Annotated in this window: 10 protein-coding genes; 6 read left to right on the plus strand and 4 right to left on the minus strand. The window is 63.2% G+C overall.

From position 1 onward, the window contains the following. From VIR09_RS19090 to VIR09_RS19105, 4 genes are all read left to right on the plus strand, one after another. On the plus strand, positions 1 to 3,523 hold a 3,523-nt coding region (locus VIR09_RS19090), incomplete at its 5' end, for a VCBS domain-containing protein (protein WP_332014291.1). Positions 3,524 to 3,685: 162 nt separating this feature from the next. Next, a complete protein-coding gene (locus VIR09_RS19095) occupies positions 3,686 to 6,304 on the plus strand; it encodes a retention module-containing protein (RefSeq protein WP_332014292.1) in 2,619 nt (872 codons plus the stop codon). A 105-nt stretch (positions 6,305 to 6,409) separates the two neighbouring features. Beyond that, complete coding sequence (locus tag VIR09_RS19100; RefSeq protein WP_332014293.1) at positions 6,410 to 7,093, plus strand: transglutaminase-like cysteine peptidase; 684 nt, start codon at positions 6,410 to 6,412, stop codon at positions 7,091 to 7,093. A 17-nt stretch (positions 7,094 to 7,110) separates the two neighbouring features. After that, positions 7,111 to 9,069, plus strand: coding sequence for a bifunctional diguanylate cyclase/phosphodiesterase (locus VIR09_RS19105; RefSeq protein WP_332014294.1), 1,959 nt, complete (start codon positions 7,111 to 7,113; stop codon positions 9,067 to 9,069). A 37-nt stretch (positions 9,070 to 9,106) separates the two neighbouring features. Here VIR09_RS19105 and VIR09_RS19110 read toward each other — a convergent pair whose 3' ends face one another. Genes VIR09_RS19110 through VIR09_RS19120 form a run of 3 tightly spaced genes read right to left on the minus strand, consistent with a single transcriptional unit; the run spans position 9,107 to position 12,475 of the window. Beyond that, positions 9,107 to 9,946, minus strand: coding sequence for a M48 family metallopeptidase (locus VIR09_RS19110; protein ID WP_332014295.1), 840 nt, complete (start codon positions 9,944 to 9,946; stop codon positions 9,107 to 9,109). Between the two features lie 37 nt (positions 9,947 to 9,983). Then, a complete protein-coding gene (aroC, locus tag VIR09_RS19115) occupies positions 9,984 to 11,054 on the minus strand; it encodes a chorismate synthase (RefSeq protein WP_332014296.1) in 1,071 nt (356 codons plus the stop codon). A gap of 38 nt (positions 11,055 to 11,092) precedes the next feature. Continuing rightward, a complete protein-coding gene (locus VIR09_RS19120; protein WP_332014297.1) occupies positions 11,093 to 12,475 on the minus strand; it encodes a GGDEF domain-containing phosphodiesterase in 1,383 nt (460 codons plus the stop codon). Positions 12,476 to 12,986: 511 nt separating this feature from the next. Between VIR09_RS19120 and VIR09_RS19125 the strand changes: the two genes are divergently transcribed. Both VIR09_RS19125 and VIR09_RS19130 read left to right on the plus strand, forming a co-directional pair. Then, positions 12,987 to 14,960 carry a bifunctional diguanylate cyclase/phosphodiesterase gene (locus VIR09_RS19125; RefSeq protein ID WP_332014298.1) on the plus strand — a complete coding sequence of 658 codons (1,974 nt, stop codon included), beginning with the start codon at positions 12,987 to 12,989 and terminating at the stop codon, positions 14,958 to 14,960. Between the two features lie 95 nt (positions 14,961 to 15,055). After that, on the plus strand, positions 15,056 to 16,501 hold the full coding sequence (locus VIR09_RS19130) for a HAMP domain-containing sensor histidine kinase (RefSeq protein WP_332014299.1): 1,446 nt from the start codon (positions 15,056 to 15,058) through the stop codon (positions 16,499 to 16,501). 15 nt (positions 16,502 to 16,516) lie between these two features. Here VIR09_RS19130 and VIR09_RS19135 read toward each other — a convergent pair whose 3' ends face one another. After that, complete coding sequence (locus tag VIR09_RS19135; protein ID WP_332014300.1) at positions 16,517 to 17,236, minus strand: response regulator transcription factor; 720 nt, start codon at positions 17,234 to 17,236, stop codon at positions 16,517 to 16,519. Positions 17,237 to 17,283 lie beyond the last annotated feature (47 nt).

The raw sequence follows: 17,283 nt of genomic DNA on the forward strand, positions 1-17,283 counted from the left end.
GGACGTCACCGGCGCTACCACCGCCAACCCGGTCGTCATCACCACCGACAAGGGCATCCTGACCGTCAGCGGCTACGACGCCGCTACCGGCAAGATCACCTACTCCTACACGGAGACGGGCGGCGCCGACGACCACACCGCGGGCGACGACTCGGTCAAGGACAACTTCACCGTCACCGTCACCGACGTGGCCGGCAAGGCCACCAGCAATGACCTGGTCATCCAGATCATCGACACCGCTCCGGTGGCCAAGGACGACACGGCTGGCATCACCGAAGACACGATCGCTCCGATCTCGGGCAACGTGCTGACCAACGACAAGCTGGGCGCCGATGCCGTCACCGCCGCCCTCAACACGGGCGACGCCAAGTACGGCAAGCTCGTCGACAATGGCGACGGCACCTGGTCCTATCAGCTCAACAACAGCCTGTCCGCAGTTCAGGCCTTGAAGGCAGGCCAGCTCCTGACGGAAACCATCCGGTACACCGTGACCGACGCAGATGGCGACACCAGCGAAGCCGTGCTGACCATTACGATCACTGGCACCAACGACATCCCCGTGGTGACCAATGACGCGAAGTCGGTCACCGAGGACGTTGGCGTCTCCGGCGGCAAGCTCAGCGTGAACGGCGCAGTCACCATCAGCGATGCTGACGCTGGCGAGTCGACCTTCAACACAGGCAGCCTCAAGTTCACCGGCAGCACGCATGCCGGCGGCCAACTGGGCAACGTCACCATCAACCCCGACGGCACATACAACTACAAGGTCGACAATGCCGCGGTGCAGTTCCTGAAAGCGGGCCAGTCTATCGTTGAAACCTACACGGTCACTTCCTCTGACGGCACGGCCACCAGCACCATCACCATCACCATCAACGGCACCAATGACGCGCCGGTGATCCAGGCCCAAACCAACCAGGGCCTGGAAGACCACGCGGTGTCCGGCAACGTGCTGGTCGGCGCCACCGACCTGGACCACGACGCGCTGACCGTCGCTGAATTCACCATCAACGGCGCGAAGTACGCCGCTGGCGCCACGGCCAACATCGTGGGCGTCGGTTCGCTCTTCATCAAGGCCGACGGCAGTTATGTCTTCACGCCGAACGCCAACTGGAACGGGGTGGTCCCGACAGTCACCTACACCGTCACGGACGGCACTGCCCAGACCTCGTCCACGCTGAACATCGATGTCCTGCCCGTCAACGACGCTCCGGTGTCGCAGGATGGCTTCGGTCACGTGACCGAAGGCAAGGACTACGTGTTCGGCACGAAGGACTTCGCGTTCTCCGATCCGGTGGAAGGCCATTCGATGAAGTCGGTGATCATCGACTCCCTGCCTACCGGCGGCAAACTGTACCTCAACGGCCAGGAAGTGACGCAGGGCCAGGAGATCAGCGCGGCGGATCTGGTTGCTGGCAAGCTGGTGTATACGCCGAACGCATCGAACGTCGGCGAAAACGCCGGCGCGTCCTTCCAGTTCCAGGTCAAGGACACCGGCGGCACTACCAACGGCGGCCAGGACACGTCCAGCGAGCAGACATTCACGCTGCACGTAGACCAGTTCACGACCGGCAACAATGGCGACGAAACCGTGAAGGGCGGCTCCGGCGACGATGTGCTACTGGGCGACCAGGGCGGCATGCTGAAGAACGTGACGCCGGGCGCTAGCTACAACATCGCTCTGGTGCTGGATCTGTCCGGCTCGATGGACTATTACTGGGGCACTGGCTCCAACCGGGAGACACGCCTCGAGACCGCCAAAAAAGCTCTCAAGGCGCTGTTGGAGAATCAACTGGCTCTCCATGACGGCACCATCAACATATCTCTGATCACTTTCGAGGGTAGCAGTGCCTATCTGCAAAAGGCGATTTCGGGCCTGACGCCAGACAATGTCGACGACATGGTCGACATTCTCCTGGGCTTGCAGGCCGGCGGAAGCACGCCGTATGGCGCCGCCTTCCGTGAAGCCAAGGACTGGTTCGACGGCCAGCCTAAGTTCGATGCCGACGGTAAACCGTACAAGAACCTGACGTACTTCCTGACGGACGGTGAACCGAGTAGCGAATGGAGCTACAACCGCGACACCGAGTTCAACAAACTTGCCGGTGTCAGCGACGTGCACGGCATTGGTATCGGCTCGGGAGTTTCGACCTCCACGCTCAACAAGTATGACAATACCGGCGGCCAGTTCACCACTGGCGGCGACGTCTACGTGAACTTCTCTGGCAACACGGGCGCAAATAATCCCAACAATTGGCAGCAGGACGGCACTGGCACTGCGGCGAAGAACGGAAACGCAATGCGCCTCACGGACGGTTCGGCGGACGGCCAGTCGTTCACGGTAACTATGAGCGCGTCCAACAAGATCACGGTAACCAATCCTGCCGGAGCCTCGTTCGGTTTCAGCGCAAGTTTTGGGAACAAGAACGCGGCCGATACGTTCAAGTGGGTTCTGCTGAAGTGGAATGGTTCAGAGTGGAAGGCCGTCGAGTCGGGTACTGACGCCAATACCAAGACTACCGGCATCTACGGACCCGGCGACTACCTGTACCAGTTCATCCTCAACGACAACAGTTCGGGCAGTGGCGCGTTCCGTGTGGATATCGACGATATCCGCACGTACACCACGGGTCGTACCGGCAACTCGCAAGTCGTGTTGAGTCCGTCGGATCTGGAATCGGCCTTGGTCGGCGGCAGCACGACCAATGAGTTGGCGCCGGTCGGCAACGACAAGATCTACGGTGGCGACGGTGCAGACATCCTGTTCGGCGACGCGATCAATACGGATCAGTTGCCTTGGGGCGTCAACGGCAACCCGGCCAAGCCCGCCGATCTGGGTGACGGTTCCGGCCTCGATGGTCTCAAGCAGTTCCTGCTTCTGAAGAACGGCGTGCAGCCCACGGACGCCGACCTGCACAAGTTCATCTCGGAGAACCACGGGATGTTCGACGTGCAGGGCGATACGCGCGGCGGCAATGACGAATTGCATGGCGGCAATGGCAACGACATCATCTACGGCCAAGGCGGAAACGACACCTTGTACGGTGATGATGGCAACGACATTCTGTACGGCGGCACGGGCAACGACACGTTGTACGGCGGCAACGGCAATGACGTCCTGATCGGCGGCAAGGGCGATGACACCCTGGTCGGCGGCGCGGGCAGCGACACCTTCAAATGGGAACTCAACGACCAAGGCACCGTCGGCGCCCCGGCCGTGGATACGATCAAGGACTTCTCGAACGCCACGATCGCCAACGGCGGCGACGTGTTGGACCTGAAAGATCTGCTCGTGGGCGAGAAGGACGGCAACCTGTCGCAGTACCTGAACTTCAAGCAGGATCCGGCCAACTCCAACAACACGCTCGTCGAGATCAACACCCAGGGCAAGCTTGGCACCCAGGGCGCGGATCAGAAGATCGTGCTGGAGAACGTCGACCTGACGCACAATGGTCAGATGGACAACCAGGCCATCATCAACGACCTGCTGCAGAAGGGTAAGCTGAACGTCGATCACAGCTAAGCAGCAAGCCCCGGGAAGGCCCGCAAAGGCCTTCCCGGCTTGGCGGACTTTTCCCGAGCAGCAACGTTGCAGCTTGGCACTATCAGTGTTGCCAGTATCGAGTTCTGGCAACGCCATCTAGTATCTGACCATCTTGGATAACACCCTGGAAAGGGAACCAACATGGCCAATACGTCTCCCGCAATCGTCAACGAAATCTCCGGTCGCGCGTGGCTGCGCCATGGCGACGGATCTCTGACCGAACTGCATCAAGGCAGCAAGGTCCCCGCCGGTAGTGATGTCGTCACTGCCTCGGGAGCCACGGTTTCCCTTCAGGTTGAAAACGGTCTGCCGATTGTCATCGGCGAAGGCCGCATGGTCGCGCTGACCAACGAGATGACCGCCACGTTGGACGACCTGTCCGAAGCCGCGGTGGCCCTGCCCTCGGGCACCGACTCCGACCGTCTGTTGGCCGCCCTGCGCGACGGCCGCGACCTGTTCGACGAACTCGATCCCACCGCCGCTGTCTTGGCCGGCGGCGGTGGCGACGGTGGCAGCAGCTTCGTACGCCTGGCCCGCCTTCTTGAAACCACCAACCCGCTGGACCTGGTCTATTCCGACCCCGGCCATCGTACCGATGTCATGCCACGCGTTTCCAGTAGTACCGGCTCCGCCGTCGACGACGACGAGGCTCCTCCGCTGGTCAACGGCAACCGCGCGCCCACTGCATCCGACGACTCGGGCGTTGCCAGCGAGGACTCGCCCCTCGATGTCGGAGCTCGAAACGGTGTGCTGGCAAACGACAGTGATCCAGACGGCAATACCCTTGCCGTATCGCACGTCAACGGCAACACAACCTATGTGGGCCTCGCCATTGCGGGCTCCCAAGGCGGCACGTTCACGCTGAACGCCGACGGCTCCTACAGCTTCAACCCAGGCTCCGCCTTCCAACACCTGGGCGCCGGCGAAAAGGTCTACAGCACGATCACTTATACCGTCTCCGATGGCGAGGGCGGTACAAGCACGGCTGTTCTCACGGTTGAAATCACTGGCACCAACGACGTACCTGTCCTCCAGGCTCAAGCCACCTATGTATTGGAGGACCACACGGCATCCGGCAACGTGCTCGCCGGCGCGGTCGACGTCGACGACGATGCGCTGACGGTCACCACGTTCACGCTCAATGGAGCGACATACTCCGCCGGCAGCACCGCGTACATAGCGGGCACGGGCTCGATCCTTATCAAGGCCGACGGCAGCTATGTGTTCACACCGGACTCGAACTGGAACGGAGACCTCCCCCAAGTCACGTACACCGTGACGGACGGGACGGCCACGACCTCCTCCACCTTGGACATTGGCGTTCGGTCCGTCAACGACGCTCCGGTATCGCAAGACGGTTCTGGCAACTTCGTGGCTGGCAACCGCTACGTGTTCGGCCTAAAGGATTTTCCGTTCTCCGACCAGGGAGAAGGCCATACGATGAAGTCGGTAATCATCGACTCTCTCCCCCTGTTCGGTACGCTGCTCCTGAACGGCAAAGCGATTGCACAAGGGCAAGAAGTCAGCGCCGAGGATCTGGCCAGCGGCAAACTGGTATTTCTGCCCGACGCCGGCAACTTCGGGGACAACGACGGTTCGTCGTTCGACTTCCGTGTCAAGGACAGCGGCGGCACCGCCCACGGCGGGCAGGACACTTCCCATCTGCAGACGTTCAAGCTGAATGCGGGCCAGTTCATCGTTGGCGACAACGGCAACGCCGACCGCAACGACGCCTACGACACTCAGAGGGGTAGCAACGGCAATGATGTAATGCTAGGCGACCAGGGCGGCGTGATCGGGCTCCCTCCTCCTCCCCCCGATCCTGCTGAATGGCGGATATTGCCGGATCCGCCGGAACGGGAAGCCGAGGCCGGCAGCAGGCCGACTCATGTGCTGGCTCCGCTGGATAACGACGCGCTCTTCGGTAACGACGGATCAGACATCCTGTTCGGCGATGCAATCAATACGGATCAGTTGCCCTGGGGTATTGATGGCAACCCCGCCAGGCCAGAAGGCATGCTGGACGGATCTGGTCTGTGGGCGCTCAAGAAGTTCTTGTTTCTGAAGAACGGTGAGCCGCCTACGGACGCCGATCTGCACAAGTTCATCACAGATAACCACGACATGCTCGACGCGCAAGGCGATACGCGTGGTGGACACGATTGGCTGTATGGCGATCGGGGCGATGACATCCTCTACGGCCAAGGCGGCAACGACAAGCTGCAAGGCGGCGCTGGCCACGATATCCTGTCGGGTGGCACTGGCAACGACAATCTGGAAGGCAACGCGGGTAACGACGTCCTGATCGGCGGCATGGGCAACGACATCCTGAGCGGCAATGGCCATGACTTCTATGACCAGGGCCGCCCATACAGCGACGGTAGCCGATACAGCGACGGCAGCGACACGTTCAAGTGGGCATTGAACGACCAGGGCACTACCAGCGCCCCAGCAATAGACACGATCAAGGACTTCTCGACCCTGAAGCCTATCGAAGGCGGCGACATCCTGGATCTGCAGGAACTGCTAATCGGCGAGAGCGACGCCACCCTGACCAACTACCTGAACTTCAGCAAGGAAGGCAACCATACGGTCATCGACGTGAACACCCAGGGCAAGCTAGACACCCAGGGTGCGGACCAGAAGATCGTGCTGGAAAACGTCGACCTCACCCACGATCTCTACGGCCAGTCCATGAGCAACCAGGCCATCATCAACGACCTGCTGCAGAAGGGTAAGCTGAACGTCGACCATGCTTGAGCAATAGCTCCCGGGAAGATCCGCAATGGGTCTTCCCGCCCCCGCATGACGCATTTTTTCCCAGGGTGCATCTAAGATGCCCGGAAAAATGTGAAAATCCGTTTCATGCCACCGTCCCGCCGCTTCCGCCGCACGCTGAATCTGTGCCGATTGGCTTTGCTATGCCTGGCTTGCGGCTGGGGCGGAAGTTCCGCCCTGGAAGTGAATGCCGACCGGCTGCAAAGCCTGTCGGCCAGCCGCTATGGCGCGAAGGGCTCGAAAGCGGTATCGGAATGGTTGCAGCTGATGCGCAGCCCCGCCCCTGCCCAGGAAAGAGGCGCGCTGACACAAGCCAATGATTTCTGGAACCGCTCCCTGATGTCCGGCGAGGACATCACGATATGGAAGCAGGCCGATTATTGGGCTACGCCGTTAGAATCGCTGGGCAGAGGCGCCGGCGACTGTGAAGACTACGTCATCGGCAAGTACTTCACACTGCTGGCGCTGGGCGTGCCGGCCAACAAGCTGCGTTTCATCTACGTCCGCGCGCGCATCGGCGGCGCGGCCAGCAGCACCCAGATCGCCCACATGGTGCTGGGCTACTACGAAACTCCCAACGCCGTGCCGCTGGTGCTGGACAACCTGATCTCGACCATTTTGCCCGCCACGCAGCGTCGCGACCTGACGCCGGTATTCAGTTTCAATGCCGACGGCGTCTATGTGGACGGCAAACCTGCCGCGCCGGTTGACCGTCTCAGCCGCTGGCGTGATCTACTTCAACGCATGGAACGGGAAGGCGTGCGCCCCTGATGTCCGGAAATAAGACTATGTCCATACTTCGACAGCTATTGCTCAGCGTTACCCTTGCCATCGGCGTCATCCTGCTGGGCACGCTGGCGCTCAGCGTGAACTCCGCCAGGGAATACCTGTCAGGCCAACTACAGGTGCAGAGCACCGACGCCGCCGTATCGCTGGCGCTGTCGCTGTCGCAGCCCGCGAATAATGATCCGGTCGTGCAGGAGCTGCTGGTATCGGCGCTGTACGACGGTGGACACTTCTCGCTGGTGCGCCTGGCAGATCCGGAAGGCAAAGTCCTCATCGAACGGAAATCCACGGCCACCGCGGCGTCGGTTCCCGCCTGGTTCCAGGCGCTGGCCCCGCTAACCACGCAATCAGCCAGCCATGCCGTCAGCGACGGCTGGCGCCAGATTGGCGAAGTCACGCTGATCGCAAACGACGCCTATGCCTGGGAGGCCCTGTGGCGCAGCAGCCTCAAGATGATTGCCCTGGTGGTGGGCGCCGGCATCCTGTGGGCCGTGTTCGCCTTCATGCTGGTAGGCTGGATCAAGAACCGCCTGCTGCGCGAAATCAGCGACCATGTGCGCAGCATCGGCCAGGAATCCTCGATGGAGCAGGTCGAGGCGCGCGTGCCTGAACTGTCCGGTGTGGTGCAGGCCCTGAACCAGACCCGCGAACGCATCCATGCCAGCGTCGAAGAGCAGAACGCCAAGATCGAATCCCTGGAGCTGGAACTGAACCAGGATCCCGTCACCGGGCTGCCCAATCGCAAGTATTTCGTCAACGAGTTCCGCCGTGCGCTGGAGACCACTGCCGTCACGACGGGACGCGGCATCGACGGCGGTCATGTCCTGGTGTTCCGCCAGCGCGACCTGGCGGACCTGAACCGCCATATGCCGCGCGAATTCATCGACCAATGGCTGCGCGCCGCCTGCGAGCGCATCCGCGGCACCCTCAAGAGCATGCATGTGGCCTCGCCCCTGCTGGCCCGCCTGAACGGCTCGGATTTCGCCTTGCTGCTGCCCGGTTGCGCGGCGCCCCAGGCCATGATGGTCGCGGAGCAGGTGCGCGCCGACCTGCACGCTTCACGCATTCCCGTGGGTGAAGGGCATCTGTGCCGTTGGGCGCAGGCAATGACGGACTATGGCCACGGCAGCCAGGCCGGTCCGGTGCTCGCGCGCCTGGACTTCGGCCTGATGCGCGCGGAAAGCGCCGGCAACGATCAGGTCGTGATCGCGGGCGCGACCGACATGCAGTCGCCTTCGGAATCGGGTGAACGCGCCTGGAAGGATGCAATCCAATCTGCGCTGGAAGAGCACCGTTTCGAGTTGGCCACGGAAAACCTCCAGGCCACCGATGGCAGCATCGTCCGCACCGAAGCGATGCTAATGATGCGCACTGCCGCCGATCAGGTGCCGATTCCCGCCACGCTGTTCATCCCGCCGGCGGTGCGCCTGGACCTGGTGGCCGATTGCGACCTGGAGGCTGTCAGCCTGGGGCTGGATTGGCTGGCGGCCAACCCCGGCGAACTCGCGGTGCGGGTGGCACTGCCCTCCTTGCGAGGCCAGAAGTTCGTGCGCCAGCTGGCTCTGCTGCTGACCGAACACCGGCCGCTTGCGCGCCGTCTGTACCTGGAAATCGACGCGCACGGCCTGGTGGAATGCCACGAGCAGATCGCGACGCTGGCCCGCGTCGCCTCGGAGTTCGGCGCGCATATCGGCGTGCGCCGCCTGGCGCAGCAGTTCGGCGCGGTTGCTCAGCTGCACACCCTGCCCTTGTCATACGTCAAACTGGGCGGCGGCTTCGTCGGCGGCATGTCACAAAGCCCCGGCAGCCAACAGTTGACGGCTTCAGTGCTGGAAACCGCGCGCAGCTTGAAGATCGCGGTCTATGCCGAAGATGTGCCGGACGCCGAAACCCAGCGCATTCTGGCCAGGCTGGGCATCGGTATCATGCGCGGTCCCGGCGTCAGAACGACCGTGACATAAGGCCGCCGGTCAAACCCCCGCGGCCGCCGCAGCGGCTTCAGCGGGAGGCTTTGCCCTTGGACTGTTCGTATAGCGGCAGCACCTGCTGCGCGGCGGCTTGAAGATCGCTGATGCGCGATGCGGCCGAGGGGTGGGTCGACAGAATTTCGGGCGGGGCGCTGCCCTGATCGGCGGCGCCCATCTTCTGCCACAGCGTCACGGCCGCGCGCGGGTCATAGCCCGCCCTGGCCGCCAGTTCCACGCCCATGCGGTCGGCTTCGGTTTCATGCGTACGGCTATTGGGCAGCGTGAACATGACACTGGTGAACTGCTCGCCCAGGTCGGACGCCGCGGAAGATCCGGTGGCGATAGCCAGCACCGACAGCCCCAGGTTGGTAGCCATCTGCTGGGATACGCGCTCGCGCGCATGCTCCCGCAAGGCGTGCGAAATCTCGTGGCCCAGCACCGCCGCCAGCTCATCGTCGGTGGGTTTTATCTTGCCGAGCAGCCCCGTGTAGACGGCAATCTTGCCGCCCGGCATGCACCAGGCGTTGATCTCATTGCTGGACAGCACATGCACCTCCCATTTCCAGCTGGCGGCGTCAGGGCGGAAGATTCCCGCCTGCGCGATCAGCCGCTGGGAAATGGTGCGGACCCGCGCCACCTGTTGGGCGTCACGGTCCAGCAGGCCCTTGGCCTGCGCCTGCTTGAGTATGTCGGCGTACTGCTGGGTTGCTTCCTGCTCCAGCGCCTGCGAAGGCACCATGCTGGACATGTACTGGGTCCGGTTGACGCCGATGGCGCCCGACTGCGTGGTGTTCATGCCGGTGCAGCCCGCCAGGGCCGCCAGCGCGAGCGCTGCGCTCCCACTGCGCAGCAGATGACGTTTCCGGTTCATGGCGGACCTCCCGGTCGATTCGAAGAACGACAGCGTATCAGACTACCGGATCACCGCACTGGCCGCGGTGGCGCAACGCATGGTCGATCAGGATTAGCGCCAGCATCGCTTCGGCGATGGGCGTGGCGCGGATGCCAACGCAAGGATCATGACGGCCCAGCGTCTGCACCATGACCGGATCGTTGGCGCGGTTCACGGAGCGGCGCTCAACCCGGATGCTGGACGTCGGCTTGATGGCCAGCGAAACCGTGACTGGCTGGCCTGTGGAAATGCCGCCCAGCACCCCCCCGGCGTTATTGGTCAGAAAGCCATCCGGCGTAAGTTCGTCGCCGTGTTCCGAGCCCCGCTGCGCGATGCTGTCGAAGCCCGCGCCGATCGACACGCCCTTCACGGCGTTCAAACCCATCATCACGTGGGCGATGTCGGCGTCCAGGCGGTCATAGATCGGTTCTCCCCAGCCCGCCGGAAGGTTCTCGGCCACGACCTCGATCCGGGCGCCTACGGAGTCCCCGTCGCGGCGCAATTGGTCCATGTAGGCTTCCAATTCCGGCACGACCTCGGCGTTGGGCGCGTAGAACGGGTTGTTGGGTACCTCGTCCCAGGAAACAAAGGGAATGGCGATGGGGCCAAGCTGGCTCATGTAGCCACGCACCCTGACGCCGTATTGCTCTGCCAGCCATTTTTTGGCGATGGCGCCCGCCGCTACCGTCGGCGCAGTGAGGCGCGCCGACGAACGGCCGCCTCCGCGCGGGTCCCGCACGCCAAACTTGCGCCAGTAGGCATAGTCGGCATGGCCCGGACGGAAGGTATCCGCGATGTTGGAGTAATCCTTGCTGCGCGCATCCGTGTTGCGGATGAGCAGGCCGATAGGCGTGCCCGTCGTCACTCCCTCGTATACGCCCGACAGGATTTCGACCTGGTCGGCTTCCTGGCGCTGCGTAACGTGGCGGGAAGTACCAGGGCGGCGGCGGTCCAGTTCGAGCTGGATGTCAGCAGCGTCCAGCGACAGCCCCGGAGGACAGCCGTCCACGACGCAACCGATGGCCGGCCCGTGGGATTCGCCGAAATTGGTGACGGTAAAGAGGGTACCTAGGGTGTTGCCGGGCATAGGAAGTCAAGAGAGGTCGGGTTTGCAAGCAACCCCGATTATGACACCGCCGAAGCCAAAGCCTGGATTTCGGAGGCTGGCGCGGGACGCCCCAACAGGAAACCTTGCATCACCCGGCATCCCAGAGACTTCAGGATCTCGCGCTGGCCCTCGGTTTCGACCCCTTCCGCCACCACCGGCAGATGCATCGCCTGGCACAGACCGAACAACGCCGAAACCACCTCGCGGCTGCCGGCGTCGGACTCCAGCGCGGAGATGAAGCTGCGGTCGATCTTGACCCAATCGATAGGCAGGCAGCGCAGGTGGTTCAAGCTGGAATAGCCGCAACCAAAATCGTCCAACGCCACGCCTATACCCATCGCCCGCAGCGTGTTCAGGATTTTCACATGACGTTCGTAGTGCAGAATGAAGAGGGATTCCGTGATTTCCAGCACCAGTTTGCGCGGTGCCAGATTGGCGGCCTCGAGTGCGTCCGACACAAGTTCGACCAGACCGTCCTCGTTCATCTGCTTGACCGACAGGTTCACGTGCACGCGCCAGGTCGCCGGCCATAGCGCCGCCTGCGTACATGCCCGTTCCAGGATCCATGCCCCCAGCGGCACGATGAGGCCGCTGCGCTCGGCAAGTTCGATGGTGACGGCAGGCGACACGCTGCCAAGCACAGGGTGATGCCAGCGCAGCAGCGCCTCGCATCCTTGCACCATGCCAGTACCGCTGTCACAAACCGGCTGGTAATACAGTTCGAACTGCTCCATGGCGGGCGTAGTCAGCGCCAGCCGCAGGTCGTTTTCCAGCCCCTGCTGGTCACGCTGGCGCGCCAGCATGCGGAAATCGAACAGATTCCAGCCCGGCCCGCCGCGCTCCTTCAGCGGGAGCAGGGCCACCTGCACGCAGCGCTGCAGCTCTTCCACGCTACGGCCATGTTCGGGATACAAGGCTGTGCCAACGCGGAAGATGGCCATCAACGGACGCCCGCCCAACTCGTAGGGCGCGCTCAGGGCTTCCAGCAGCTTGGCCGACACCTGGGCCGCGCCCGTTTCGTCGACATCGGGTGCGCAGACCGTGAACGCATCAGTCCCGGAACGCGCCACCATGCCGCCCATGGACCGGCAGATCAGGCCCAGGCGGTTGGCCACCTGCACCAGCAGGGCTTGATCTTCGCCCGCGCGCAGCATGGCGCTGATCTCGGCATATTGCTCGAAACTCACCAGGAAGAAAGCGCCGCGGCGCGAGCGGCCCTCGGCATTGTTGAGCCAGGCGCGGGCGCGCCGGTGCAATTCCTGCTGATTCAGGACACCGGTCAGTTCATCGCGCGTCAGCCGTTGACGCAGCAGGCGCTCCCTGCGCACGAAGACCCAGCATATCGCTACAAGTGCGCCTGCAAGCGTCAGGCACAGTGCGAGCAGGTAACTCTCACGCACGAAGCCCCCTATCCATAAGCCCCTGGCGTTGCGGTTCGAAAGGGAACCCAAGGACTGTAACATTTTTTAAAATATGCATTATTTTCGCAAAAAACGCCACACTTCAGAGGCAACGCACCTCTTTCCCCTGTTTTCCTACGGTTATTCTGGTTGCTCACGAAAGATTCGGGACAGGCCGCGAAGGCTAGTCCCGGCCCTCTGTGCCATGCTCGCCCTACTACTTACGACAGCTACACCCGAAAAATTAATACACCCTGTCTCGATAGTTGTCATTCAAAACCCGGCAGCAGCGAAATAATTGCACAGCTTGCCCTCTTACGGCATGAATTTAGTAATATTCGGCACGTTCTGTGACATGTAGAATTGCTGTTCCACTGATGTATTAGTGACTCGTGTCACACCCCGTATCCGGGCCTTCTCGCGCTGATCGCGATCCGACGCCGTTCCAACCGGACACCTGGCAGTCCTCAGTTCAGGCCACGCAGCGGCCAGGAAGGGAACCTCCAAATACATGTCCACATTCCGCCGGCTACTTTTCTTCACCTCCCTTCTGATCGGCCTCGTCCTGTTCGGCGCGCAGGCGGTGGGGATGTTGGCCGCGCACCGCTATCTGAACTCGCAGTTGGCGCAACAAAGCGACGACGGCGCCAACGCGCTGGCCTGGGCCTTGTCGCACGCGGCGGCCGGCCCCCGCGAACAAATGGTGCTGGCGGACGAGTTATTCGCGGCGGGGGATTATGCGCTGGTACGCATTGCCGACGAAACGGGCGCCTCCGCCATCGAACGGCAAACGCCGCAAACCGACCCTCAGTCCAGGGAGCATGATTGGCGCGACACCTGGCTGAACGTGGAAGCGCCCGCCGTGTCGCGGCCTTACGCAGCCCCGGACGGCAGCTCCCGGGGTATCGTCACCGTGCAGGCGGATTCGCGCGAAGCCCGCGCCACATTGTGGCAAGGCGGCGTACGGGTCCTGGGACTGATGCTGGCCGCAGGCCTGTTGTGGGTCCTGTTCTCCCTGAACCTGGCGCGGCGGATAGAAGCACGCACTTCGCGCGACATCTGTGAGCGCGTGCGCGCGCTGGCCCCGGACAACCGCCAGGCATTGAACGGCACATGCGAACTGGCAGGCGTCGATCAGGCGCTGGTGGACGCGCAACGCATGGTCGCCGCCACCGTCCAGGAACAAAATGCCCGGATCGAATCGCTTCAGAGCGAGATCTACAAGGATCCCATCACCCGGCTGCACAATCGCAAGTATTTTGTCGATCAGTTCAGGCAGGCGCTGGCGGACAAGGACCCCGAAGCCGGCGGCCATCTGCTGATGTTCCGGCAACGCGACCTGGCGCAGATCAACCGGCATCTTTCACGCGCCTTCACGGACCAGTGGCTGCGCTCATCCGCCGACCGGCTGCGCAAACTGGTCGCCGAATTCGGTGGGCCGGCGGCCATCCTCGCGCGCATCAGCGGTTCTGATTTTGCGCTGCTGCTGCCCCGCACCTCGGCGCCGCACGCCAGCCTGCTGGCCGAGCGCGTGCGGCGCGAACTGCGCTCGCTGCGCGTGCCCATGAACAAGCAAGAGTCCTGCCGCTGGGCCCTGGCGCTGGCTTCCTACGCGCCAGGCGATGGCATGAGCGACACCCTCGCGCGGCTGGACCACGCCCTGATGTGCGCCGAAAGTGCCGACGACGACCAGATCGCGCCGGCCAGCCGTGCGCCGGACAGCACGCGCATCGGCGAATACAGCTGGCACGACGCCCTGGTTACTGCGTTCGAACAGCACAGATTCTCTTTGTCCGTTCAGCCTCTGCACGACCTGTCTGGCACCCTGCTGCACCAGGAAGCCAGCCTGACCCTGCACGACACCACCGGCGCCGATCCCGTGCCGGCCTCGATCTTCATGCCGCCCGCCGTCCGCCTCGGTCTGTCCGCCGAATGCGACATACAAGCCATCCGCCTGGGGCTGGACTGGCTGTTCACGCGCCCTGGCGCGCTGGCCGTGCCGATATCGCTGGCATCGATCGCCCAGCCGTCGTTCCAGTCCAGGCTGCAACGCATGCTGGCCGACCGACCGGCCTTGAGCGCACGCCTGATCGTGGAAATCGACGCCGCGGCCCTGGCCGTCCAAGGGGCAGACTTGCATCAACTTTGCGACATCGTCGTGGCGGCCGGCGCGCGGGCCGGCGTGAGCCGGCTGTCGTACCACTTCGGCGCCATCGAGCATCTACACGAGTTCCCCTTGTCATACCTGAAGCTATGTGGCGGCTTCATCACCGGCTTGCTCCATAGCCCGGGCAGCCAGCATCTCGCCGCCACGGTAGTAGCGACAGCCGCGGCGCTGAATATCGCGGTCTACGCAGAAGACGTGCCTGACATCGCAACGCAGAACGTCCTGGCGAGTATCGGCGTGCACGCCATGCGCGGGCCTGTCGTAAACTCCGCCCAGACGCACGACCTCGCTCCTGATCATCCATGGGTTTCCAGTTGACGGAAGGCATGCTGCTTCGCATCTGTTGGCTTTTTCGCATCCGCAGGCCTTTGCGCCCGCGCCGCTCCGGTAACGCCCCCGCGGTTCGGCAAGTCATGCTGACCCGCCTGGGGCTGTTGCTGTGCGCCCTGCTCGGCCCCGACGCGGTCCTGGCCTATGGCCCAGGCGTTTCATACGACGACCTCCATCTGGGCCTGACGGCCGGTGTCGCCACGGCCTGTGGCGTGGCTGGAGCCGTCGCGTGGGCGGCCACCCGCGATGCCATCTACGGCGCAGGGTTGGCCTTCATTCTGCTCGAAGGCGTGTTCCGCTCCATGCCCACGCTGTTGCCGCCGGCAGCGCTGCAAGCCGGATCCTATGCGGCCTTGCTCGCGCTCACCACCCCTCTACTTGCGAGAGCGTCCGCCACCAAGCTCGCGACGGCCTGCCGCTGGACCAGCGCGGCGTTGACGATAGTGGCGATACTGGCGCTGATCATCGCCTACGACCCAGGCAACGGCATCGCATCCGCCGCGATCGCCGGCGCCTGCGCCATCGCCAGCCTGCCGCTGGCCATCTGGTTCCTGATCCACGCCGCAAGCAGAACACCCACGCGCGCGGCCGCGCTGGCCTTGGCTGGCGCTTATGGCATCTCGGCCTGGCTGCTTGGACATGACGCCTGGTTGGCCCAGGGCGCGGCAGGAACAGTCGCTGAACTGGCACGACTGCTACTGGTATCGAGCGCCTTGATTCTGCTGGCGATCAATCAACCCCACGGTCCGCAACCGGCAGCGAGACGCGCAGGCCAGGAACACAACAATGCGGAACACCTCGCCCAAGGCGAACTGAGACTGGCGGAGCTGGCCGGCGCACTCGATACGCAACGCCAGATGAATGCGCTGATCTCGCACGAATTGCGCGCACCGCTTGCCACCGTCAGTGCGGCAGCCCAGTCCCTGGACATGATACTTGCCGAAAGCGGCGAGGCCGTGGACAACCGCCTGGCGCGCATTCATCGCTCGGTCACCCGCATGACCGAACTCATGGATCAACTGCTGAATCAGGACAGGCTGGGCGAGCAGGCGTGGACGCCCCGCGGCGAACAAACGGACATGGCGGATCTGGTACGCGATGTCGTCACCGCGATGCAGCCTGATACTGCGCATGCGCTGATGCTGCAGGCCGGCGCCTCCCTGCCCGTCTACTGCGACCGCCCCTTGACCAGCGTAGTGGTGCGCAACCTGATCCACAATGCCATCAAGTATTCGCCGGCGAACGAACCCGTCCGGATCGAAACCGGCGAAACGCGGGAGGGAGCCATTCCCATGGCTTGGGTGGCCGTCACTGACCGCGGCCCAGGCATAGGCGTGGAAGAACAGACCAAGATCTTTGAACCGCATTTCCGGCGCTCGGCGCACCGGGAGACTCAAGGCATGGGCATTGGCCTCTACCTGGCCCGGCACATCTGCGAGAACCAGGGCGGCTCGTTGACCATGGAAAGCGAGGTAGGCGTGGGCACGCGCTTCGTCGTCACTTTGCCGTCCAGCGCGCCGGCGACTTGACCGCCGCTGGCGTCTTCAGGCGGCGAACACGTAACCCTGGCCGCGTACCGACAGCACGGGCAGCTTCAGGCCCGCGCTTTGCGCCTTGGCGCGCAAACGGCTGACCAGCACATCGATGCGGCGCAGTTCAAAGCCGCTCGGGCTGTCCGGTAGGAATAGTTCCGCCAGGACCTGGCGGCTGACGGCGCTGCCTGCGGCATCCATCAGGGCAACCAGGAAGGTACGTTCCTGCGCACTAAGATGCAGCGAAGCACCATCGGGCGCAACCAAGATCCAGCCGCCATCCTGCAAGGACCACGAGGTGTCGGCGGTGGCGCGCGTTTCAGCATCCACGGGACGCGGCGCCTTGGCCAACCGCATCCGGCGAGCCAGGCTGCGAATGACCGAACTGAGTTCCAACAGATCCACGGGCTTGGTCATATAGACATCGGCGCCGCCTTCCAGGCCGCGCACCCGATCTTCCAGCGCGCTGCGGCCGGTCAGCATGACGATACCGACCGGACTGAGGGCGCGCAGACGGGTCGCCACGGAGAAACCGTCTTCCCCGGGCAGGTGGGCGTCAAGAATGACGATATCGCAGGGCTGTTCCTGCAACCTGCGATAAAACGCCGCGGCATTATCACAGGCAAATGCCACCCGGAAACCATAGCCACCCAAGCCTAACGCCAACTCCTCCCGGAAGTCGGCGTCATCCTCAAGCAGACCGATACACAGCAAACCATCTGCGCCAGCCATATTTAGAGTGCTTTATTTTGAAGATTATCGACAAATGCCCCGCGGAC

The sequence above is a fragment of the Achromobacter sp. genome (genome assembly GCF_036567245.1).
Taxonomy (GTDB): Bacteria; Pseudomonadota; Gammaproteobacteria; order Burkholderiales; family Burkholderiaceae_B; genus Achromobacter.

Bases quoted from the DNA above. Each gene is read 5' to 3' on its own strand.
- VIR09_RS19095 (WP_332014292.1), top strand. From the start codon at position 3,686: ATGGCCAATACGTCTCCCGCAATCGTCAACGAAATCTCCGGTCGCGCG.
- VIR09_RS19100 (WP_332014293.1), top strand. From the start codon at position 6,410: ATGCCACCGTCCCGCCGCTTCCGCCGCACGCTGAATCTGTGCCGATTG.
- VIR09_RS19105 (WP_332014294.1), top strand. From the start codon at position 7,111: ATGTCCATACTTCGACAGCTATTGCTCAGCGTTACCCTTGCCATCGGC.
- VIR09_RS19110 (WP_332014295.1), bottom strand. From the start codon at position 9,946: ATGAACCGGAAACGTCATCTGCTGCGCAGTGGGAGCGCAGCGCTCGCG.
- aroC (WP_332014296.1), bottom strand. From the start codon at position 11,054: ATGCCCGGCAACACCCTAGGTACCCTCTTTACCGTCACCAATTTCGGC.
- VIR09_RS19125 (WP_332014298.1), top strand. From the start codon at position 12,987: ATGTCCACATTCCGCCGGCTACTTTTCTTCACCTCCCTTCTGATCGGC.
- VIR09_RS19130 (WP_332014299.1), top strand. From the start codon at position 15,056: ATGCTGACCCGCCTGGGGCTGTTGCTGTGCGCCCTGCTCGGCCCCGAC.
- VIR09_RS19135 (WP_332014300.1), bottom strand. From the start codon at position 17,236: ATGGCTGGCGCAGATGGTTTGCTGTGTATCGGTCTGCTTGAGGATGAC.